Annotated in this window: 18 protein-coding genes; 3 read left to right on the forward strand and 15 right to left on the reverse strand. The window is 71.7% G+C overall.

Annotated features, from left to right (window positions below; translation table 11 throughout):
• Positions 1–106: 106 nt before the first annotated feature.
• From ACIPTO_RS28445 to ACIPTO_RS28485, 9 genes are all read right to left on the reverse strand, one after another.
• Positions 107–1261 carry a pseudouridine synthase gene (locus ACIPTO_RS28445; protein ID WP_401196752.1) on the reverse strand — a complete coding sequence of 385 codons (1155 nt, stop codon included), beginning with the start codon at positions 1259–1261 and terminating at the stop codon, positions 107–109.
• Entirely contained in the window at positions 1261–1917 is a 657-nt protein-coding gene (gene scpB / locus ACIPTO_RS28450; protein WP_352180130.1) for an SMC-Scp complex subunit ScpB, read from the reverse strand. The genes ACIPTO_RS28445 and scpB overlap by 1 nt, the downstream gene beginning before the upstream one ends.
• On the reverse strand, positions 1914–2924 hold the full coding sequence (locus ACIPTO_RS28455) for a segregation and condensation protein A (RefSeq protein WP_401196754.1): 1011 nt from the start codon (positions 2922–2924) through the stop codon (positions 1914–1916). The genes scpB and ACIPTO_RS28455 overlap by 4 nt, the downstream gene beginning before the upstream one ends.
• Positions 2925–2942: 18 nt before the next feature.
• Positions 2943–3491, reverse strand: coding sequence for a hypothetical protein (locus tag ACIPTO_RS28460; RefSeq protein WP_328832331.1), 549 nt, complete (start codon positions 3489–3491; stop codon positions 2943–2945).
• A complete protein-coding gene (locus ACIPTO_RS28465; RefSeq protein ID WP_078532803.1) occupies positions 3476–4612 on the reverse strand; it encodes a ParA family protein in 1137 nt (378 codons plus the stop codon). The genes ACIPTO_RS28460 and ACIPTO_RS28465 overlap by 16 nt, the downstream gene beginning before the upstream one ends.
• A 401-nt stretch (positions 4613–5013) precedes the next feature.
• Positions 5014–6129: an alanine dehydrogenase gene (gene ald / locus ACIPTO_RS28470; protein WP_366321669.1), complete on the reverse strand. Its 1116-nt coding sequence runs from the start codon at positions 6127–6129 to the stop codon at positions 5014–5016.
• 142 nt (positions 6130–6271) lie between these two features.
• Positions 6272–8368, reverse strand: coding sequence for a tetratricopeptide repeat protein (locus ACIPTO_RS28475; RefSeq protein WP_401196757.1), 2097 nt, complete (start codon positions 8366–8368; stop codon positions 6272–6274).
• Positions 8369–8598: 230 nt separating this feature from the next.
• A complete protein-coding gene (locus ACIPTO_RS28480; RefSeq protein ID WP_366321625.1) occupies positions 8599–9228 on the reverse strand; it encodes an NUDIX hydrolase in 630 nt (209 codons plus the stop codon).
• Positions 9229–9374: 146 nt separating this feature from the next.
• A complete protein-coding gene (locus ACIPTO_RS28485; RefSeq protein ID WP_352180126.1) occupies positions 9375–11024 on the reverse strand; it encodes a CTP synthase in 1650 nt (549 codons plus the stop codon).
• A 458-nt stretch (positions 11025–11482) separates the two neighbouring features.
• On the opposite strand from ACIPTO_RS28485, the gene ACIPTO_RS28490 reads away from it, so the two are divergent.
• The gene (locus tag ACIPTO_RS28490) at positions 11483–13285 is read left to right on the forward strand and encodes a glycoside hydrolase family 15 protein (protein ID WP_366321627.1); all 1803 of its coding nucleotides are present in this window, start codon (positions 11483–11485) and stop codon (positions 13283–13285) included.
• A gap of 66 nt (positions 13286–13351) precedes the next feature.
• The gene (locus tag ACIPTO_RS28495) at positions 13352–14998 is read left to right on the forward strand and encodes a PucR family transcriptional regulator (RefSeq protein ID WP_366321629.1); all 1647 of its coding nucleotides are present in this window, start codon (positions 13352–13354) and stop codon (positions 14996–14998) included.
• Positions 14999–15008: 10 nt separating this feature from the next.
• Here the strand turns inward: ACIPTO_RS28495 and ACIPTO_RS28500 are convergent, their stop codons facing one another.
• The 5 genes from ACIPTO_RS28500 to ACIPTO_RS28520 all read right to left on the reverse strand — a co-directional run bounded on the left by ACIPTO_RS28500 (position 15009) and on the right by ACIPTO_RS28520 (position 20420).
• On the reverse strand, positions 15009–16148 hold the full coding sequence (locus tag ACIPTO_RS28500; RefSeq protein ID WP_401196762.1) for a glycosyltransferase family 4 protein: 1140 nt from the start codon (positions 16146–16148) through the stop codon (positions 15009–15011).
• Positions 16149–16496: 348 nt separating this feature from the next.
• Entirely contained in the window at positions 16497–18215 is a 1719-nt protein-coding gene (gene recN, locus ACIPTO_RS28505) for a DNA repair protein RecN (RefSeq protein WP_366321671.1), read from the reverse strand.
• A 174-nt stretch (positions 18216–18389) separates the two neighbouring features.
• Positions 18390–19295, reverse strand: coding sequence for an NAD kinase (locus tag ACIPTO_RS28510; RefSeq protein WP_366321633.1), 906 nt, complete (start codon positions 19293–19295; stop codon positions 18390–18392).
• On the reverse strand, positions 19292–20107 hold the full coding sequence (locus tag ACIPTO_RS28515) for a TlyA family RNA methyltransferase (RefSeq protein ID WP_366321634.1): 816 nt from the start codon (positions 20105–20107) through the stop codon (positions 19292–19294). The genes ACIPTO_RS28510 and ACIPTO_RS28515 overlap by 4 nt, the downstream gene beginning before the upstream one ends.
• A 7-nt stretch (positions 20108–20114) precedes the next feature.
• Positions 20115–20420, reverse strand: a complete 306-nt coding sequence (locus tag ACIPTO_RS28520; protein ID WP_366321636.1) for a hypothetical protein — start codon at positions 20418–20420, stop codon at positions 20115–20117.
• Positions 20421–20462: 42 nt separating this feature from the next.
• Between ACIPTO_RS28520 and ACIPTO_RS28525 the strand changes: the two genes are divergently transcribed.
• Complete coding sequence (locus tag ACIPTO_RS28525) at positions 20463–20810, forward strand: SCP2 sterol-binding domain-containing protein (protein WP_366321638.1); 348 nt, start codon at positions 20463–20465, stop codon at positions 20808–20810.
• Positions 20811–20842: 32 nt separating this feature from the next.
• Here ACIPTO_RS28525 and ACIPTO_RS28530 read toward each other — a convergent pair whose 3' ends face one another.
• Complete coding sequence (locus ACIPTO_RS28530) at positions 20843–21673, reverse strand: ABC transporter ATP-binding protein (RefSeq protein ID WP_401196766.1); 831 nt, start codon at positions 21671–21673, stop codon at positions 20843–20845.
• Positions 21674–21716 lie beyond the last annotated feature (43 nt).

Consider the following 21716-nt stretch of genomic DNA (forward strand, 5'->3'; position numbering starts at 1 on the left):
AGAGTGGGTGCGGTCCGGCGCAACCCCCGGCACCCGGCGAGAACGAAACGGCCGGCCCCGGAGAGTCCGGGACCGGCCGTCACGAGCGCGCCGTGGCATACGGGGCCTAGAGGTCGACCTCCTGCATCAGCATGCCGACCTCGGTGTTCGACAGGCGGCGCAGCCAGCCCGACTTCTGGTCGCCGAGGGTGATCGGGCCGAAGGAGACCCGGACCAGCTTGTCGACCGGGAAGCCGGCCTCCGCGAGCATGCGGCGGACGATGTGCTTGCGGCCCTCGTGGAGGGTCACCTCGACCAGGTAGTTCTTGCCGGTCTGCTCGACCACGCGGAAGTGGTCCGCTCGCGCGTACCCGTCCTCCAGCTGGATGCCGTCCTTGAGCTGCTTGCCCAGGTCGCGCGGGATCGGGCCCACGATGTGCGCGAGGTAGGTCTTCTTCACGCCGTACTTGGGGTGGGTCAGCCGGTGCGCCAGCTCGCCGTGGTTGGTGAGCAGGATCACACCCTCGGTCTCGGTGTCGAGCCGGCCGACGTGGAAGAGACGCGTCTCACGGTTGGTGACGTAGTCGCCCAGGCACTGGCGGCCCTCGGGGTCCTCCATCGTCGCGACGACACCGGCGGGCTTGTTCAGCGAGAAGAACTGGTACGACTGCGTCGCCACCGTCAGCCCGTCGACCTTGATCTCGTCGTGCTCGGGGTCGACGCGCAGCCCCTGCTCGACCACGATCTCGCCGTTGACCTCGACGCGGGACTGCTCGATCAGCTCCTCGCAGGAGCGCCGGGAGCCGTAGCCCGCGCGCGCGAGGACCTTCTGCAGGCGCTCGCCCTCCTGCTCCGCGCCCGGGAAGGTCTTGGGCAGCTTCACGTCCTTCTTGCCCGCGTACCGCTCCCGGTTGCGCTCCTCGGCCCGCGCGTCGTACTCACGCGAGGTCGCCGGCGCCCAGCGTCCGCGCCCGGTGCCCTGGCCCTGCTTGGGGCCGCCCTTGGCACCGCCGCGCGCGGAGGCACCGCGCCCGGACTTGGGGCCCTCGTGGGATCCCGTGGGGCCTACGTCGTAGCGGCGCTCCTCGGGACGGGGCTTGCCCGCGCGCTTCGGCCTGTCGTCGCGCCCGCCCGCACCCCTGGGCTGGGAGCCGCCCCCGCCGGATCCCCGGGAGTTGCCGCCCGCGCCGGAACCGCGGGGGTTGCCGCCCCCACCGGTCCCCCGGGGGTTGCCGCGTCCGCCGCCGCTGTTCCTGCCACTGCCACTGCCACTGCTTCGCATCAAAGTTCCGTCGTCGTCGTGTCGTCTGCGTCTGCATCCGGTGCATCCGGATCGAACGACGGGACTCCTTCCAGCGTCTCCGCCTCGATCGCCTCGGCCTCAGGGAGGAAGGGCGCGAGCTCCGGGAGCTCGTCCAGGCCCCGCAGGCCCATCCGCTCCAGAAAGTAGTTCGTCGTCACGTACAGGATCGCACCTGTTTCGGGTTCCGTGCCCGCCTCCTCGACGAGACCGCGCTGCAACAGGGTGCGCATCACACCGTCGCAGTTGACTCCGCGGACCATCGAGACCCGGCTGCGGCTGACCGGCTGGCGGTACGCGACGACCGCCAGGGTCTCCAGGGCCGCCTGGGTGAGCCGGGCCTGCTGGCCGTCCAGGACGAAGCCCTCGACGGCCGGCGCGAACGCGGGCCGGGAGTAGAACCGCCATCCGCCCGCGATCAGCCGCAGCTCGAAGCCGCGCCCCTGGACGGTGTACTCGTCGGCCAGCTCGCGCAGCGCGTCCGCGATCCGCCGTCTGGGCCGCTGGAGTATTTTCGCGAGGTGTTCCTCGGTCGCGGGCTCGTCCACGACCATGAGGACGGCCTCCAGGGCGGGCTTGAGGTCGAGCTCCGCGACGCCGGACGGGCTCGCCGGGACCCCCGTGGTCTCCTCGCTCACGCCGACTCCTCCTTGGTCTCCGTGACCGGCTCGGGCGGCCGGTCGAACTCGTCCGTGACCACGGGCTCGCCCTCCCCCTCCCCACCGGTCCAGCGCACGACGAGATCCCCGAGCGCGGTCTCCTGGTCCAGCGCGACGGCCTTCTCCCGGTACAGCTCCAGCAGCGCGAGGAACCGCGCCACGACGGTCAGGGTGTCGTCCGTGTCCTCGACGAGCACGCTGAAGCTGGCCTCGCCGAGCTCCCGCAGCCGCGCGACGACGATCCCGGCCTGCTCCTGCACGCTGACGAGCGGCGCGTGGATGTGGTCGACGTACACCTGCGGCTTGGGCCTGGGCTGCATGGCCTTCACGGCGAGCCTGGCGAAGCCCTCGGGTCCGATCCGGATGACGACCTCGGGCAGCAGTTCGGCGTGGTGCGGTTCGAGGCCGACGGTCCGGGGGTAGCGCCGGGCCTCCTCGTCGAGGCGCCGGTTGAAGATGTCGGCGATCTGCTTGTACGCCCGGTACTGCAGCAACCGCGCGAACAGCAGGTCCCGGGCCTCCAGCAGCGCGAGATCGGCCTCGTCCTCGACCTCGGCGGCCGGCAGCAGCCGCGCCGCCTTCAGATCCAGCAGGGTCGCCGCGACGACGAGGAACTCGGTCGTCTGGTCCAGGTCCCAGTCGGGCCCCATCGCCCTGATGTGCGCCATGAACTCGTCGGTGACCTTGGACAGCGCCACCTCGGTCACATCCAGCTTGTGCTTCGAGATCAGCTGGAGGAGAAGGTCGAACGGCCCCTCGAAGTTCGCGAGCCGAACCTTGAAGACCCCGTCATCGGCCTCTTCGGCCTCCGCACCGGGCACCCCAGGCTCCTCGACAGCCCCCACGGGCTCCGCCACGACGGCCTCGGGCTCCGGTTCCGCCACGGCGACCGGCGCCTCGGGTTCGGGAGCCGCGCCCGGCCCCCTGCCCAGCGCACGCCTGCGGCCGGCAGGTGCGCCGGGAGCGGGAGCGTCGTTCGAGGTCATGGCCCCCGCAGGCTACCGCTACCGCCCGCGAAGCCGGCGGACGAGAATGCTCGCGTCCCCGCGGGACTCCAGATCGGCCAGCACGACGGCGACCGCCTCCCGCACGATCCGGCCGCGGTCGACCGCGAGGCCGTGCTCACCCCGGAGCATCAGCCGGGCGTGCTCCAGGTCGATCAGTTCCTCGGCGGAGACGTACACGGTGATCTTCTCGTCGTGCCGCTCCCGCCCGCTGGGGCGCCGCTGGGCCTGCGCCCGCTGGCGCTGCTTGCGGGGCTGGGCAGAACCTTCCTGCGCGTCCTGACGTCGCCCCGAGGCGTCCGCGGCGCGGCTGCGGGACTCCCCGCCGTCCGCGTCCGCCGCGACGTGCTCGGCCCCCTCGCCGTCGCCGCCCTGGGCGGGTACGGAGTGCGGGGCGTCCTCCCCGGCGGCGGGATCGCTCTCCCCCGCCGGAGCCGGCACCCTGGCCTCGCCGTTGGCCGGGCGCCTGGGGCTGGATGACTGGAGCGCCATCCCCCCTGTCGTACGGAACAGTTCGTCGGCCCCCGGCAGACTCACTCGGCGTGACACCGGGCGAGCACCTCCCTGGCGAGCTGGCGATAGGCGGCGGCACCGACGGAGTTGGAGGCGTACGTGGTGATCGGCTCACCGGCGACCGTGGTCTCCGGGAAGCGCACCGTGCGCCCGATGACCGTGTGGTAGACGTGATCGTCGAACGCCTCGACCACGCGCGCGAGCACCTCACGGCTGTGCACGGTGCGGGAGTCGTACATCGTGGCGAGGATCCCGTCGAGCTCCAACTCGGGGTTGAGGCGCTCCTGGACCTTCTCGATGGTCTCCGTCAGCAGGGCGACACCGCGCAGCGCGAAGAACTCGCACTCCAGCGGCACGATCACCTTGTGCGCCGCCGTCAGGGCGTTCACGGTGAGCAGGCCGAGGGAGGGCTGGCAGTCGATCACGATGTAGTCGTAGTCGGCCATCAGCGGCTTCAGCGCCCGCTGCAGCGTGGACTCGCGCGCGACCTCGCTCACCAACTGCACCTCGGCGGCCGACAGGTCGATGTTGCTGGGCAGCAGGTCCATGTTCGGGACGGCTGTCTTGAGCAGCACCTCGTCGGCCGACATGCCCCGCTCCATGAGCAGGTTGTAGACGGTGAGGTCCAACTCCATCGGATTGACGCCCAGTCCGACCGACAGCGCGCCCTGCGGGTCGAAGTCGACGAGCAGTACACGCCGGCCGTACTCCGCGAGCGCGGCACCCAGGTTGATGGTCGACGTCGTCTTGCCGACGCCGCCCTTCTGGTTGCACATCGCGATGATCGTGGCGGGGCCGTGACTGGTCAGCGGACCCGGGATCGGGAAGTAGGGCAGCGGGCGTCCGGTCGGGCCCACGCGCTCGCGGCGCTGGCGGGCAGCGTCGGGCGCGAGTGTGGCCGCGTACTCGGGATCGGGCTCGTACTCGGCGTCGGGGTCGTAGAAGTGCCCGTCGGGCAGTTCGTCGTAGTCGGCGAAATGGTTGTGGGGCGCGCCCCTTCCGTCGCCGGCCATGGCGTTCACGTGATGGCCATCCATGCTCTGGTGTGCTGGCTGGGTCACCCCTGGCTTGTGGTGACCCTGGTGGGCTGCGAAGGTGCGCACCGCAACGGAGCCGACAGCCTCGAACCCCGCGGGCTCCTGGCCCCTTGCAGGCATTCCTGGTTGACCACCCCCGGGAGAAAATGTCGACTCATTCACAAGTCGTCTTACCTCCTTGGTGACCAGGGAACTTCTCGATAGGTCAGCGTGGCACCATGCCGACGGTTGGCGACTCTATGGCGTGTCGGGTGTTCGCAGCAACACAATCCGCCGGACCCGGCCCGATGTGTCGGCAATGAAACATCCCTCTGTCAAGGGCGTACGGCCGTCGCACGGCAGGTTTCACCGGTGCACGAATCGGTTCAAGGGTTACGTTCGGCGCGAGTTGACCGAGTGCCGCAAAGTGACCATACACACATCCGGCCGGACCTTGTCGGGCAAGGTCCGGCCAGGCGTGCGGTGTTGACGACCTGTGTTGACGTATCGCCTTTTACTGAACGGTGACTTGGTCGGCAGGCTCAGCCGAGCAGCGATTCCAGCTCGACGTGCTCCAGTCCGTGCGCCTCGGCGACCTCGCGGTAAATCACCTTGCCGTCATGGGTGTTGAGACCCTTGGCGAGAGCAGGATCACGTCGCAGCGCGTCGGCCCAGCCGCGGTTGGCGAGCTCCACGATGTACGGGAGCGTCGCGTTGGTGAGCGCGTAGGTCGACGTGTTGGGCACCGCGCCGGGCATGTTGGCGACGCAGTAGAAGACCGAGTCGTGGACCGGGAAGGTCGGCTCGGCGTGGGTGGTGGGACGCGAGTCCTCGAAGCAGCCGCCCTGGTCGATCGCGATGTCGACAAGAACACTTCCGGGCTTCATCCGCGCCACGAGTTCGTTGGTGACCAGCTTCGGGGCCTTGGCGCCCGGGATGAGCACCGCGCCGATGACGAGGTCGGCGTCCAGGACGGCCTTCTCCAGCTCGAAGGAGTTGGACATGATCGCCCGCACCTTGGTGCCGAAGACCTTGTCGGCCTCGCGGAGCTTGTTGATGTCGCGGTCGAGGAGCGTGACGTGGAAGCCCATGCCGACGGCGATCTGCGTGGCGTTCCAGCCGGAGACCCCGCCGCCGATGACGACGGCGCGCGCGGGCTGGGTGCCGGGGACACCGCCGGGCAGGACACCGCGCCCGCCGACCGAGCGCATCAGGTGGTAGGCGCCGACCTGCGGGGCCAGCCGGCCCGCGACCTCGGACATCGGGGCGAGCAGCGGCAGGGCGCGGCCCGGCAGTTCGACCGTCTCGTAGGCGATCGCCGTGGTGCCGGACTCGACGAGCGCGTCGGTGCACTCCTTGGAGGCGGCGAGGTGCAGGTAGGTGAAGAGCGTCTGGTCCTTGCGGAGGCGGTGGTACTCCTCGGCGATGGGCTCCTTGACCTTGAGCAGCAGGTCGGTGGTGGCCCAGACCTCGTCGGCGGTGGCCAGGATCTGCGCGCCGGCCGAGACGTACTCGTCGTCCGTGATCGAGGAGCCGGCGCCGGCGTTCTGCTCGATGAAGACCTGGTGGCCGTGGCGCACCAGCTCGTGCACGCCGGCGGGGGTGATGGCCACCCGGAACTCGTTGTTCTTGACCTCGCGGGGGATGCCGACCTTCACGTCGATCACGGTCCTTGGCTCAGAGGGTGTGGGGCAATACATCTCATACCCGGGCATGACACAGCACACCAGGAGACCGCAGGAGAAGGTGCGGCAGAGCCAGTCTAATGAAGGCGTTCTCGGTGTCTAGCCTTTCAATGCATCAATCTTCCGCAGGTGTACTACGGATTTCGCAGGCGTTAGCGTCTTGTTCCAAGGGTTCGGAGGCAGATTCCGCGGATCCGGCGGCCGAATCGGCCCGCTCGATCCCCTCGATCTCCTCGCCGAGCATCCGCTCGGCGGTCCCCCGGTGCAGCGCCGCGGACGCCGGGTCTCCGAGCCGGTCGAGGGTGTCGGCCAGCCGCAGCTGAAGCGCCGCCTGCAGCCGTACGTCCTCCGCGCGGCGCGCCCACTCGACGGCCTCGTGGCAGGTGACGAGGGACTCCTCGGGACGGCCCGCGTACTCCTGGACCCGGGCCAGCTCGCTCAACGCCCGCGCCTGGGCCGGGACATCGCCGTTCTTGCGGTGTCCGGCGACGGCGGCCCGCCAGTTCCTGAGCGCCTCGCCGTAGCGGCCCGCGTAGGTGTGCGCGGCGGCGATCCGGCCGTAGAGCCGGGCGGCGTCCGCGCGCTCGTCCCGCGCCAGCCGCTGGGCGAGCGCCCGGCCGAACCAGTCGGCGGCCCGGTCGTGATCACCGAGCTCCTGGTGCGCGCCGCCTACGGATTCCATCGCGCGGCCGGTCGCGTACGGGTCATTCGCTTCGCGTCCGGCGTCCAGCGCGGCCCGGTAGCGGGCCAGTGCCTCGGTCGTACGGCCGGTCTGCGCGTCCAGGTCGGCGAGGTTGAGCAGCGCCGCGGCCTTCTCCCGGGGCAGGTTCCGCCGCTCGGCCACGTCCAGGACGAGCCGGTGGATGCCGTACAGCTCGGGGGCCGCGGCCTGGGTGCCGACGTGGGCCACCATCGCCCGCACGAGCTGGGACATGAGGCGTCGGGCGAGGGTGTCCAGCTCCCCGTCGGCGACCGCGAGGCGGGCCGAGGCGAGCAGGGCCGGCCGGCGGACGCGGAGCCAGTCGGCGGCGGCCCTGGGGGTCGGGAAGCGCAGCGCGCGGGGCGTCCCGAGAAGCTTCTCGCGGGCCTGCGGGCTGTCCGTCTCGGTGATGGCACGGCAGGACTGCAGCAGCCGCACGGTGCGCTCCAGCATGCGGGCGCGGGCCAGCTGGAGTTCGGCCGGACGGTCCTGGGTCTCCGCGAGGGCGTGCAGGAGGGGCTGGAGGCAGCCGGGGACCTCGTACTGCGGGAGCGGCGAGTCCAGGGCCCGCAGCAGGCCGGCGTCGACGAAGTCGTCCAGGGTGGCGCGGGCGCCGCTGACGGAGCAGCCGGCCAGCGCGGAGGCGGTCTGCGGGTCGACCAGGCCGGCCGGGGCGAGGGAGAGCAGTCGCAGTATCCGGGCGGCGGGGCTCGGCAGGGAGCCGTAGACGAGCCGGAAGACGCGGCTGAGGGGGGTGCCCTCCTCGGTCTCGGCGTGCAGGTGCTTGGCGAGGTCGGCCACGGCGGCCTGCGGGCGGGCGGCGAGCCAGCCGCCGGCCAGGGTCAGCGCGGCGGGCTGGGACTGGCACACCTCGACGAGGCCCTCGGCGGCGACCGGGTCGACGGTGATGCGGACCGCGCCGGTGTAGCGGGTGAGGAGTTCCAGTGCGGACTTGGTGTCGAGGCCGCCGAGGGTGCAGGGGCGGACGTCGGCGATGCCGGTGAGCGGGCCGCCGGAGACGGCGACGACCAGGCAGTCCGGGGAGTCCGGGAGCAGCGCGTCGACCTGTTCGGCGTCGGCCGCGTCGTCCAGCAGGAGGAGCACCCGGCGGTCGGTGAGGGCTTCGCGCAGGATGTCCGAGAGGTCGTCCTCGGAGGCGCCGGCCGGGGTCGGCAGTTCCAGGGCGGTGAGGAGTTCGCGGGCGGTGCGTTCGGTGGGGACGGGGGTGCCGTCGGGCTCGCTGAGCCGGGCCCGGAGGATTCCGCCTTCGTAACGGTCAGCGACCTGCCGGGCGAGTTCCGCGGCGAGCGCGCTGCGGCCCGAGCCGGGCTTGCCCGCGATGAGGAGGACCCGGGCGCGGGGTGCCTTGCGGCCGGCGATGGTGTCCAGGCCCGCGCGCTCGATGTCGGCGCGCAGCTCCTTCAACTCTCTTGCGCGGCCCAGGAATTGGCCCTCGGTAGAAGTGTTCTCGGACAGCTTCACGCCGCCGGTGTCCACCGCCTGATCCGTCACGGGCCACACTCCCGTCCCACTGCACGCGCATTGCCCGCCGGGACTCCGGATCGGGTGTTTCCAGAGCCTAGTTCACGCTCTGCGACGATCCGTGCGGAGCGCGGCGGGCACGTCCCCCGATCGGATCAGCCGATCGTCACACCGGAGGACGCACGACGGCGCGAAAAGGATGAGGCAAGGATGAGGCGCGGGCGGACCTGAAGCCGGCTGCCGGTTCGGCCCGCGTGGCTTCAGGACTCGAAGGGACGCGCGGGCCACGGCGCCCCGGCGGGGCGCAGCGCGTCGAGGCCCTCGCCGTGCCGGGCGGCGAGCAGGGCGAGGACACCGACGACGAGGCAGTTGTTGTGCAGCTCGCCGGCGAGGACCCCGCGGACCAGGTCGTCGACGGGCACCCGCGCGTGCTCCATGTCGGCCTCCTCGTCCTCGACCTCGAAGCGCTGTCCGTCGGCCTCGGACAGGTCCCGGGCCAGGAAGACGCGGACCGCCTCGTCGGAGCCGCCGGGCGTGGTGTAGACGTCGGTCAGCACCCGCCAGTCCTCAGCCTTGACGTGCGCCTCCTCGTACAGCTCGCGCTGGGCGGCGTGCAGCGGGTTCTCACCAGGGATGTCGAGCAGTCCGGCCGGGATCTCCCACAGCTTCTGCCGTACGGGGTGGCGGTACTGCCTGATCACCAGCACCCGGTCCGTCTCGTCGAGGGCGAGGACGGCCACGGAGCCGGGGTGGACCTGGTAGTCGCGGCGCGCGACCGCGCCGCCGGGCATGACCACGTCGTCGGTGCGCACGGAGGTCTTGTTGCCGACGAAGGGGGTCGCGGTCGCCCGGATCTCCCACTCCTCCGGGGTGTCCTTGATCGTCGTCATGCGCTGTCCCTCCACACGTACACGAAACACGTACACGAAACACGTTCCCGGGAACACGCGTTCACGGGCGCCGCCTGGAAAACGGCCGGGGTGCACACCTCTTGAAGGCGCGCACCCCGGTCACCGTACAACCCTCGTACTCCTCGCTACTCGCCCGTCTTGCGTGCCACGGCCGCCTTGACCAGGCCCGCGAAGAGCGGGTGCGGCCGGGTCGGGCGGGAGCGCAGCTCGGGGTGGGCCTGCGTCGCGACGAGGTAAGGATGCGCCTCGCGCGGGTACTCCACGTACTCCACGAGCTTGCCGTCCGGAGACGTGCCGGAGAACTGCAGCCCGGCCTTCTTCTCCAGCTCGGCGCGGTAGGCGTTGTTCACCTCGTAGCGGTGGCGGTGCCGCTCCTCGACGTACTCCTTGCCGTCGTAGACCTCGCGCACGATGGAGCCCTCGGCGAGCTTGGCCGGGTACATGCCCAGGCGCATGGTGCCGCCCATGTCGCCCTCGCCGGCGACGATGTCGAGCTGCTCGGCCATCGTGGAGATGACCGGGTGGCCGGTGGCCGCGTCGAACTCGGTGGAGTTGGCGTCCGCGATGCCGGCGAGGTTGCGCGCCGCCTCGATCACGATGCACTGGAGGCCGAGGCAGAGGCCGAGCAGCGGGATCTTGTGCTCGCGGGCGTACTGGATGGCGCCGACCTTGCCGGACACACCGCGGTCACCGAAGCCGCCGGGGATGCAGATCGCGTCCACGTCGGCGAGCTGCTTGGCGGCGCCGGCCGGGGTCTTGCAGTCGTCCGAGGTGACCCACTTGATCTTCACGCGGGCCTTGTTGGCGAACCCGCCGGCGCGCAGTGCCTCGGTGACCGAGAGGTAGGCGTCGGGCAGGTCGATGTACTTGCCGACCAGCGCGAGGTTGATCTCGTGCAGCGGGTTGTGGACGCGGTCGAGCAGGTCGTCCCAGGTCCGCCAGTCCACGTCCCGAAACGGCAGGTCCAGCTTGCGGACGACGTAGGCGTCCAGGCCCTCGCTGTGCACGGTCTTCGGGATGTCGTAGATCGAGCGGGCGTCGGGGCAGGCCACGACGGCGGCCTCGTCGACATCGCACATCAGCGAGATCTTGCGCTTGATCGCGGTCGGCACCTCGCGGTCGGAGCGGAGCACGATGGCGTCCGGCTGGATACCGATGTTGCGCAGGGCCGCGACCGAGTGCTGGGTCGGCTTCGTCTTCAGCTCTCCCGAGGGGCCGATGTACGGGAGGAGGGAGATGTGCACCACGAACACGTTGTCCCGGCCGACCTCGTGGCGGACCTGGCGGACCGTTTCGAGGAAGGGCAGCGACTCGATGTCGCCGACCGTACCGCCGACCTCCGTGATGACGACGTCGACCTCGTCGGTCGCCATGCGCCGGATGCGGTGCTTGATCTCGTTGGTGATGTGCGGGATGACCTGCACGGTGTCGCCCAGGTACTCGCCGCGCCGCTCCTTGGCGATCACCGTCGAGTAGACCTGGCCTGTAGTGACATTGGCACTGCCGTCCAAGTCGCGGTCGAGGAAACGCTCGTAGTGTCCGATGTCGAGGTCGGTCTCGGCACCGTCGTTGGTGACGAACACCTCACCGTGCTGGAAGGGGTTCATCGTGCCGGGATCGACGTTCAGATACGGGTCGAGCTTCTGCATCACGACGCGCAGGCCCCGCGCTTTGAGAAGCATGCCCAGGCTGGAGGCGGTGAGGCCCTTGCCGAGCGAGGAGGCGACACCCCCGGTGACGAAGATGTGCTTGGTCGTCGTTGATTTGGGCGGCATGGCCAAGAGGGGGCTCCCGTGGTCGCGGTTCGAAGTGCGGTCGGGGGTTTTGTGCCCACCGGTCCACGGGCTACCAGGGTATCAGCGCCCGGAGGAGATGGCTTCCGGCCACGCTCCGCAGCCACGTCGACACACACAGGACTCCCGTCGACACGGACGCGCCCTGGTTACCTGTTCCTCACCGGTTGCTCACCCGTTCGGCCCAGGTCCGTTGGCGAGAGCGGCACACAGATCATCTACGTGCGTCGTATCCTGCTCGGACACTCGCTGCCGAGCCGGTCCGGAACACGGCACCACCCCCGCCCGTATCTCCCGGAACAACGAGAGCTCGTCAGTTCGTTGAGCAACGACCCCCATTTGCTTCATGGCTCAACGACGCACTACAAACGATCCCTTGACCGCACACAGCGACCGCCCCTTTCGCATGGGGCGACGTGGCCGTTCGACTGGAGTTGCACGTGGCCGGGCGCATCGAAGATTACGCACTCATCGGAGACATGCAGACCGCTGCCCTGGTCTGCCGGGACGGCACGGTGGACTGGCTGTGCCTGCCCCGTTTCGACTCCCATGCCATCTTCGCCGGTCTGCTCGGCACCGAGGAACACGGCTTCTGGCGGCTGGGCCCGGCCCACGCCGCCGACGCGCAGCCGCCCACCGCGGCCCGGCGCGGCTACCGCGGTGACTCGCTGATCCTCGAGTCCGAGTGGGACACCCCGCGGGGCACGGTCCGCGTGACCGATTTCATGCCCCCGCGCGACGGCGCCCCCCAGCTGATCCGCATCGTCGAGGGCATCTCCGGCCGCGTCCCGATGCGCTCGGCCCTGCGGATGCGTTTCTCCTACGGCCGGGTCGTGCCCTGGGTGCACAAGCACGAGGGCCGCACGGTCGCCGTCGCGGGCCCCGACTCGGTGTGGTTCGACACCGACTGCGAGACCTACGGAAAGTCCCTGACCACGTACTCGGACTTCACCGTCGCCCCCGGTGACCGCATCGCGTTCACCATCTCCTGGGAGCCCTCGCACAAGCAGCCGCCGCCGCTCCCCGAGCCGGAGCAGTCGCTGGAGGCCACCGAGGACTTCTGGCGCGACTGGGTCGAGCAGTGCACCTACCACGGCCCGTACCGCGAGGCCGTGGTCCGCTCCCTGATCACGCTGAAGGCCCTGACGTACGCCCCGACGGGCGGCATCGTCGCCGCGCCCACCACCTCCCTCCCGGAGGAGATCGGCGGCGTCCGCAACTGGGACTACCGCTACACCTGGCTCCGCGACGCGGCCATCACCCTCTCCTCGCTGCTGCGCACCGGCTACCGCGAGGAGGCCCGCGCCTGGCGCGAGTGGCTGCTGCGCGCCGTCGCGGGCGACCCGGAGAACCTGCAGATCATGTACGGCATCGCCGGCGAGCGGGAGCTCGGCGAGGCGGAGCTGGACTGGCTGCCGGGCTACGAGAACTCCGGCCCGGTCCGGGTCGGCAACGGCGCCGCGCACCAGCTCCAGCTGGACGTCTACGGCGAGGTCACCGAGGCCCTGCACCTGGCCCACATGACGGGCCTGGCCCGCAACGACTACGCCTCCCTGCTCCAGCTGAAGCTGATCCGCTACCTGGAGAAGCACTGGGACGAGCCGGACGAGGGCATCTGGGAGGTGCGCGGCCCGCGCCGCCACTTCGTGCACTCGAAGGTGATGGCCTGGGTCGCGGTCGACCGCACGATCAAGCTGATCGAGTCGGGCGACGCGGACGGCCCGCTGGAGAAGTGGCGCGAGCTGCGCGACGACATCCACCGGGACGTGTGCGAGCGCGGCTACGACAAGGAGCGCAACACCTTCACGCAGTCGTACGGCTCGAAGGAGCTGGACGCCTCGCTGCTGCTCATCCCGCAGATGGGCTTCCTGCCCCCGGACGACAAGCGCGTGATCGGCACGATCGAGGCGATCCAGCGCGAACTGTCCACGCCGGACGGCTTCATCCTGCGCTACCCGACCTCGGGCGAGGACGAGGGCGTCGACGGTCTCCCCGGGGACGAGGGCGCCTTCCTGGCCTGCTCGTTCTGGATGGCGGACGACCTCGCGATGATCGGCCGCGTGGACGAGGCCCGCAAGCTCTTCGAGAAGCTCCTCTCGCTCCGCAACGACCTGGGCCTGCTGGCCGAGGAGTGGGACCCGCGCCTGCAGCGCCAGGTCGGCAACTTCCCGCAGGCCTTCAGCCACGTCCCCCTGATCGACACGGCCCTGCGCCTGACGGCCTCGGGGGCCTACGGCGGCTGACCCCGCCGCGCGCACGCCCCGGACCCGAGATGTGTCCGGGGCGTTCCCGCAGGTACCGTCCGCTGCATGGAGAGCCGTACGGACAGCACATTCGACAGCCAGGGCGCCGGCATCACCGTTCAGCGGGCGCTGGAGCTGCCCGGGCTGCGCAGCGGGCTGCCGGAGATCCTGGCCGGCGCCGACCGCCTCCAGCGGACCGTGCGCTGGGTGCACGCGGGCGAGGTCCCGAACATCGCCTCCCTCCTCAAGGGCGGCGAACTCCTGCTGACCACGGGCTACGGCCTCGGTACGCGCCCGGCGGAGCAGCGCGCGTTCGTCCGCACCCTCGCCGAGCGCGGCATCGCGGCCCTGGTCGTCGAACTGGGCCCGCGCTTCACCCGGCTCCCCGCGACCCTGGTGGAGACCGCCCGGGCGACCGGCCTCCCCCTCGTCCAGCTGCACCGCGAGGTGCCGTTCGTCGCGGTCACCGAGGAGATCCACACCGAGATCGTCAACGGCCACTACGCGCTGCTCCAGCAGGCCGAGGAGGTCCACCGGCGCTGCACGGAGGCCCTGCTCGGCGGCGGCGGAATCCCCCAAGTCCTGGGCATCCTGGCCGACTTCAGCGGCAACCCGGTCTTCCTGGAGACCCCGGACGGCCAACTCCTGTACGCGGCCGGGTCGGGGCCCGAGGGCGCGGACCCGCTCCAGGTGTGGGAAGGCCTGCGCGGTCAGCACAAGGACGCCTCGCCACCCGCCGGTTCGGTCCTGGTGGACGTGCCCGGGGGCGGTCCCGGCACGGGTTCGGTACGGGCGCGGATCGTGCTGCTTCCGGTCCTGGGGCCGCTCGCGCCGGTGCACCGCATCGCCGCCGAACGGGCCGCGGGCAGCCTCGCCGTGGTCCTCATGCAGGCCCGCCAGGAGGAGGAGCTGGCGGCGCGCGGACGCGGCGACTTCCTCACCGACCTCGCCGAGGGGCGCATCGCCGCCGACGACGCCCCGGCGCAGGCCCGGGTCCTGGGCTTCAAGCCCGGCAGCAGCCCGCTGCTCCCGGTGGTCATGCGGCTCGGCGACGCACTCGCCGCACCCGGCGGCGGCTGGGCGGTCCTGGCCCGCGCGGTCGCCGAGGAGCTGGCCTCGGTGGGAGTCCCGGTCCTGCTGGGCGTACGGCCGGTCGAGGGCCGCGTCCCGCTGCTCCTCGGCCTGCGCTCGGAGTCGGAGCGGTCGGCCGTCGCGGACCGGGTGGCGGCAGCGCTGCGTGCGGGAGTCGAGCGCGCCGGGATGCAACGCCCGGGCGCGCAGCCGCCGATCGTGGTCGTCGGGGTGGCCGGCGGCTGGGCGGCGGCCTCGGCGGGGCTGCGGCACGCGGCCGAGACCGCGACGGCGGCGCAGGGCCTGTCCGACCGGCCCTGGTACGACGCGCGGCGCCTCGACATCGAGCTGCTGCTGTGGCGGCTGCGCGACCATCCCGACCTGGCGGCCTTCGTGGACCGCGCGATCGGCCCGCTCCGCGACCACGACAACCGCTCCAAGCCGCCGCTGCTGCCCACCCTGGAGACGTACTTGGCGCACGCGGGCCGCAAGGCGGAGACCGCCCGCGAGCTGCACCTCAACCGGCAGACCCTCTACAACCGGCTGGCCCGGATAGGGGAGTTGCTCGGCACCGACCTCGAAGACCCGCAGACGGTACTGGCGTTGAGCCTGGCGCTGCGCGCCCGCAGGCTCGTCCCCTGAAACACCGCCCTCAGGTGAACGGCAGCGGCTGGGTCAACTCGTCGTACACGCTCAGCACTTGAGCGACGGTCTCGTCCTCGGTCGGCCAACTCGCCGCCTGCCGGGCGCCCTTCTCCCGCAGCAGTTCCCGGCGTTCCGGGTCGCGCAGCAGGCCGGTGACCGCGTCGGCGAGGGCCTTCGCGTCGCCGTAGGGCACGAGTTCGGCGGCGTCGCCGACGAGTTCGGGGATGCCGCCGACGGCGGTCGCGACGAGCGGGACGCGGGCGCGCAGGGCCTCCTGGGCGATCACCGAGCGGGACTCCCAACTGCTGGGCAGGAGTGCCACATCGGCGGCGGCGAGGATCTCGCTCACGTCGTCGCGCCGCCCGATGAGCCGGACCGGCAGCTCCTCGTCCTCGATGCGGCGCTGCAACGCGCCCCGCAACGGGCCCTCCCCCGCGATCACCAGCAAGGGCGTCGGATCGAGCCGGCACCAGCCGCGCGAGGCGTCCAGGAGGGTGTCGTAGCCGCGCTCCCGGTCGAGGGAGCCGACGGCGACGAGCAACGGGCGTTCGGTGGCACCGAGTTCGGCCCGGAGCTTGGGGCCGAACCCGTCGGGGTCGTCATGGTCGGCGGCGGGTCGGCGGGGGCCGGGCAGGGCGACGGCGGCGAGGCGGGCGTCCCGGGCGCCGGTGCGCCGGGCCCGGTCGACGAGGTCGGACGTGGTCCCCAGCACCACCACGGCGGCCTTCACGACCCGCCGCTCCAGCAGCCGCAGCAGGTGCGCCCTGGCTCCCTCGGCATGGGTGCGGTTGTGCCAGGTCACGACGAGCGGGGTGCGGCGGCCGCTGAGGGCGAGGACGGCGCGGAAGGAGGCGTGCAGCCCGTGCGCGTGCACCAGGTCGGCGTCCGCGCAGGCGGCCCGGAGCGCGGCGACGGACGCCGGGTCGCTGCTGCGGGGCACGTGCACGTGATCGGCGCCGACGCCCGTGAAGTCGTAGGTGTGATCGGCCTCGACGGGGGCGCACACCGTCACGCGCACGCCCCGCGCGACGAGCCCGGAGGCCAGGGAGCGCACATGCGCGCTGCTCGCGGCGTTGCCTCCGCCGAGCACCTGCACGGTGCGCAGCGGCGACTGGCCGTGCGGTGAGTGGCTGCTCACGGGGGTCACGTGGCCGGGGCTCCTGATTCGGCGACGGGCGGTCACGAAGAAAGTACAGAAGGATCGGGCGGAGGGGGTGTACCGCACGCTTCCTACGCGTTCCGACTCAAGGATGCCAGCACGTACGGGTGTTCCGGCAACGCCGGAGGGCGTGGGGGCCGTGCGGAGGGGCAACAGGGGCACGGGTGTCACCCGTACGAGTGATGGGGACGGCGCGCCCGGAACGGGCTGCCCGGGTCAGCCCGCCCGCACCGCCTCGCTCACCCCGCCCCCGTGCACCGCGGCGGCCACCACGGCGGCGGCACGCTCCACCGGCCCTGCGCGGAGGGCTCGCCGACCAGTGCGCGGAGCCGCCCGCTACCCGTCCGCCCGTGCCGTGGCCAGCAGTTCCTCCGCGTGCGCGCGTGCCGTCTCCGAGTCCTCCTGGCCGGCCAGCATGCGGGACAACTCCCGTACGCGCTCCTCGCCTTCGAGGACCTTCACGCCGGAGCGGGTCACGGAGCCGTCGTTGGTCTTCTCGACCAGGAGCTGCCGGTCGGCGAAGGCGGCGACCTGGGGCAGGTGGGTGACGACGACGACCTGCGCGGTCTTGGCGAGCTTCGCGAGACGGCGTCCGATCTCGACCGCCGCCTTGCCGCCGACGCCCGCGTCGACCTCGTCGAAGAGATACGTCGGGACGGGGTCGGTGCCCGCGAACACGACCTCCACGGCGAGCATCACGCGGGACAGCTCGCCGCCGGACGCGCCCTTGGCGATGGGCCGGGGCGGAGCGCCCGGGTGCGGGGCGAGGAGCAGTTCGACCTCGTCGACGCCCGACGGGCCGTAGGCGACCGCACGGCCTCCGACCTCGACGCCCTCCGGGTCCTCGGTCTGCCGGATCTCGAACGACACTCGCGCGTGCGGCATCGCGAGGGACGCCAGCTCCGCGGTCACCGCGGCGGCGAAGCGTTCGGCGGCCTCCGTGCGGGCGTCGGTCAACGCCTGCGCGAGACCGCCCAGTTCACCGCGGAGCGCGTCCCGCTCGGCGGTCAACTCGTCGATGCGTTCGTCGTCGCCGTCTAGCTCGGTCAGCCGCGAGGCGCCCTGCTCGGCGTACGCGAGCACGGCGGTGATGTCCTCGCCGTACTTCCGGGTGAGCGCGTTGAGGGCCGCCCGGCGTTCCTCGACGGCGGCCAGCCGCAGCGGATCCGCGTCCAGGTCGTCGGCGTACCCCGCCAACTCCCCCGCCACATCGCCCAGAAGGATGCCGATCTCGCCGATCCGGTCGGTGAGGGAGGCGAGTTCGGAGTCGTGGGAGCGTACGGCCTCCAGGGCGCGCTGCGCGCCCGCGACGAGCGTCGTGGCGTCGATGCCCTCGGGGTCCTCGGGGTTCCCGGCGAGCGCGGCATGGGCGGCCGTCGCGGCGGACGCCAACGCCTCGGCGTGACCGAGCCGTTCGGCTTCGGCGGCGAGTTCGACGTCCTCTCCGGGACGCGGCTCGACGCCGGCGATCTCGTCGAGGCCGTAGCGCAACATGTCGGCTTCCTGGGCCCGTTCACGCGCGCGGGTGGTGATCTCGTCCAACTCGACGGCGACGGCACGCAGTCGGCGGTACGCCTCGCCGTACTTGGCGAGCGGCCCGGTGACGGCGTCCCCGGCGTACCGGTCGAGCGCCTGCCGCTGCCGGGACTGCTTCAGCAGCCCCTGCTGATCGGTCTGCCCGTGCACGGCGACCAGGTCGTCGGCCAGCTCGGCCAACAACCCCACCGGCACGGAGCGCCCGCCCAGATGCGCCCGGGACCGGCCTTCGGCGGAAACGGTACGGCTGATGAGCAGCGTCCCGTCGTCCAGCTCGGCACCGGCCTCCTCGGCGCGCAGGACGGCCGAGGCTCCCGGAGGCACGGAGATCCGCCCCTCCACGACCGCGTTCTTCGCCCCGATCCGCACCAGCGCCGGGTCCGCCCGTCCTCCGAGCAGCAGCCCGAGACTGGTGACGACCATGGTCTTTCCCGCACCGGTCTCACCCGTGACAGCGGTGAACCCCGGCGACAGCTCGACGACAGCGTCGTCGATGACTCCGAGCGACCGTATCCGCATCTCCTCCAACACGGACACGACCTTACGAGGTCGGGGGCCGCCTGTGCGACGCCCCCCACCTCGCGGAGAGGAAGCAGCAGGTGAACGGAAGCAACATCGCTCCACATATCACCCAGGGGAGTGCATCCCGCCCAGGGGCGCGCGACCGTGTCGCGGCCCCCGCCGGCCGGAACCTCAGTGCGGAGCCCCGCGCCACCCGGAGACGGGCAGCGCGAACTTCGCGACCAGCCGGTCCGTGAACGACGCGTGGTGCAGCCGGGCCAGCCGCACCGGAACGGCCCCCCGCCGGACCTCGACCCGGGCCCCGGCGGGCAGTTCGACGGTCCGCCGCCCGTCACACCACAGGACCCCCGGAGGGATGTGCGGCAGCACCTCCACGGCGAGCACCGAATCCGGCGAGGTGACCAACGGCTTCGCGAACAGCGCGTGCGCGCTGATCGGCACCATCAGCAGCGCCTCGACCTCGGGCCACACCACAGGCCCCCCGGCGGAGAAGGCGTACGCCGTGGATCCGGTGGGCGTCGCGCAGACGATCCCGTCGCACCCGAACCCCGTGACCGGCCGCCCGTCGATCTCCAGCACGACCTCGAGCAGCTTCTCCGCGCCGGCCTTCTGCACCGCCGCCTCGTTCAGCGCCCAGTCCGTGTGCACGATGTTCCCGTTCTTGTGCACGACGACATCGACGGTCATCCGCTCCTCGACCTCGTACGCCCGGGTGACCACCCGGTCCACGACCTTGTCGAGATCGTCCCGCTCCGCCTCGGCGAGGAAGCCCACGCTGCCGAGGTTGACGCCGAGCATCGGCACCCCGGACGCCCGCGCGAACTCGGCCCCGCGCAGCAGCGTGCCGTCGCCGCCGAGGACGATGAGCAGTTCGCAGCCCTCAAGGCACTGCGGGGTGGCCTCGGTGACCGTCTCCACCTCGGGGGGCAGCGGCAGGTCGCGTGCCTCGTACTCCAGGACGCGGACTCCGATACCGGACTCCAGGAGGCCCTTCACGACCAGTTCGGCACTCCGGATGGCCGCGGGGCGACCCGTGTGCGCGAGCAGGAAAACAGTACGAGCTCGGTTCTGTGTCAACGCGGCCCCTCCGCCACTGCACGGTCAACATCGGCCGGGTCCAGTTCGGGTGCGCCGGCCCGCAGCCACAGAAAGTACTCGACGTTTCCCGACGGCCCGGGCAGCGGGCTGGCGGTGACCCCCCGCACTCCGAGCCCCAGTTCGGCCGCCCGCCGGGCGACTCCGCGCACGGCCTCGGCCCGTAGTTCGGGGCTGCGTACGACACCGCCGCTGCCCAGCCGCTCCTTCCCCACCTCGAACTGCGGCTTGACCATCATCACCAGGTCCGCGTCCGGCTTCGTGCACCGCGCCAGGGCGGGCAGCACCAGCCCGAGCGGGATGAAGGACAGATCCCCCACGACAAGATCCACAGGCTCCCCATCGATCGCTTCAAGCGTCAACTCGCGTACGTTCGTACGGTCCTTGACGGTGACGCGTTCATCGCTCTGCAGAGACCAGGCGAGTTGTCCGTACCCGACGTCGACCGCCACGACCTGCGTGGCACCCGCCCGCAGCAGCACATCGGTGAAGCCTCCGGTGGACGCGCCCGCGTCCAGCGCCCGCCGGCCCTCGACGACGAGCCCCTGCGGCACGAAGGCCGCCAGCGCGCCCGCGAGCTTGTGGCCGCCCCGCGAGACGTAGTCGGGATCGTCGTCGTCCTGTACGACCACGATGGCGGCGGCGGTCTCCACCTGGGTGGCGGGCTTGGTCGCGACGGTCTTGCCCACGGTGACCCGGCCGGCGGCGATCAGCTGGCTCGCGTGCTCCCGCGAGCGCGCGAGCTTCCGTCGGACCAGTTCGGCGTCGAGACGGCGGCGTGCCACTCCTGCCACGTTCGGTTCAGCTCCTGCGGTCGTATGTCGTCGGGGGCGCCGGAGGTCCCGGTCGGGCGTCCAGCGCGGTGAGCGCGTCGCGCAGCCCCCGGTGTACATCCTCGTACACCTCGACATGGCCGTCCGTGGCGAGGTGGTCGGTGTCGGCAAGCCGCCCGAGCTGGGCGTCGACGTCGGCGTTGCCGCTCGGGGCGCGGTCCACGTGCAGGGGCGCGGGGGCGGCCGGGTCGTACGCGGGCTCCGCCTCCGCGACGGCCTCCGCGGCCCCCTCCGCCACGGCCCCGGGCTCGGCCTCGGGCAATGAGTCGCTCATGCCCAGACGCTACCCCGAAGCCCTGGGGTACCGTCGATCACGATGGCAACGATCGAGGAGTGCCGCGCCGCACTCGAGAAGCTCTCGGACACCATGCAGAAGGCCGATGGGAATGTCCGCGCCGCCGCGGCCATGGACCGTTCGGTCAGCTGCCGGATCACCGACCTCGACACCACGTTCGTCGGCCGGCTCACCGGCGGCCGGATCGTGGTGGACGAGACCGTGCAGGGCCTTCCGGCGGAGAAGGCCCAGATCAGGCTGACCATGGCCGGCGACGACCTGGTGGCCATGGTCGACGGCGGCCTGAACTTCGCCAAGGCCTGGGGCTCGGGCCGGGTGAAGCTGGAGGCCAACGTGTTCGACCTGTTCCGCCTCAGGAAGCTGCTGTAACCCGCTCCGGCACCCCGCTTCAGCGGTCCGGTTCAGGAGGCTTTCGCGGCGGCCACCGTGTCGCGCCCGGCACGCGCGCGTGCCTTGCGCGCCGCCGGTACCACCAGCGGCGTCCCCGTCTCCGGGTCGTCGATGACCTGGCAGCGCAGCCCGAAGACCTCCTCGACCAGCTCGGCCGTGACGATGTCGCTCGGGGCGCCCTCCGCGATGACCGAGCCCTCCCGCAGCGCGATGAGATGGGTGGCGTACCGGGCCGCGTGGTTCAGGTCGTGCAGCACCGCGACCAGCGTGCGGCCCTGCTCCTCGTGCAGCTCGGCGCAGAGGTCGAGGACGTCGATCTGGTGCTGGATGTCCAGGTAGGTGGTCGGCTCGTCGAGCAGCAGCAGGGGCGTCTGCTGGGCCAGCGCCATCGCGATCCACACGCGCTGCCGCTGCCCGCCGGAGAGTTCGTCGACATAGCGGTCGGCCAGCTCGGCGACCCCGGTCTGTGCCATCGACTCCTGTACGACGCGCTCGTCCTCGGCGGACCACTGGCGCAGGATGCCCTGGTGCGGGTACCGGCCGCGGCCCACGAGGTCGCCCACGGTGATGCCGTCGGGCGCGATGGACGACTGGGGCAGCAGACCCAGGGTGCGCGCGACCTTCTTCGCCGGCATCGACTGGATGACCTGCCCGTCGAGCAGCACCCGGCCCTCGTTCGGCTTCAGCATCCGGGACAGGGCGCGCAGCAGCGTGGACTTGCCGCACGCGTTCGGGCCGACGATCACCGTGAAGGAGTTGTCGGGTATCTCCACGGACAGCTCGCTCGCGATGACGCGCTGGTCGTAGGCGAGGGTGACGTTCTCGGCGGACAGACGGTTCACGGTGCTCCTTCGGTGGTTCTCGTTCGCCGAGGCGTTCGTAGAG

The sequence above is a fragment of the Streptomyces sp. NPDC090083 genome (assembly GCF_044747445.1).
In the GTDB taxonomy this organism is placed as follows: domain Bacteria; phylum Actinomycetota; class Actinomycetes; order Streptomycetales; family Streptomycetaceae; genus Streptomyces.

Excerpts from the sequence above, each read along its gene's own strand:
- ACIPTO_RS28525 (WP_366321638.1), top strand. The coding sequence starts at position 20,463 with ATGGCAACGATCGAGGAGTGCCGCGCCGCACTCGAGAAGCTCTCGGAC.
- ACIPTO_RS28445 (WP_401196752.1), bottom strand. The coding sequence starts at position 1,261 with ATGCGAAGCAGTGGCAGTGGCAGTGGCAGGAACAGCGGCGGCGGACGC.
- ACIPTO_RS28465 (WP_078532803.1), bottom strand. The coding sequence starts at position 4,612 with ATGCCTGCAAGGGGCCAGGAGCCCGCGGGGTTCGAGGCTGTCGGCTCC.
- ACIPTO_RS28485 (WP_352180126.1), bottom strand. The coding sequence starts at position 11,024 with ATGCCGCCCAAATCAACGACGACCAAGCACATCTTCGTCACCGGGGGT.
- ACIPTO_RS28520 (WP_366321636.1), bottom strand. The coding sequence starts at position 20,420 with ATGAGCGACTCATTGCCCGAGGCCGAGCCCGGGGCCGTGGCGGAGGGG.
- ACIPTO_RS28495 (WP_366321629.1), top strand. The coding sequence starts at position 13,352 with ATGGAGAGCCGTACGGACAGCACATTCGACAGCCAGGGCGCCGGCATC.
- ACIPTO_RS28480 (WP_366321625.1), bottom strand. The coding sequence starts at position 9,228 with ATGACGACGATCAAGGACACCCCGGAGGAGTGGGAGATCCGGGCGACC.
- recN (WP_366321671.1), bottom strand. The coding sequence starts at position 18,215 with ATGCGGATACGGTCGCTCGGAGTCATCGACGACGCTGTCGTCGAGCTG.
- ACIPTO_RS28455 (WP_401196754.1), bottom strand. The coding sequence starts at position 2,924 with ATGACCTCGAACGACGCTCCCGCTCCCGGCGCACCTGCCGGCCGCAGG.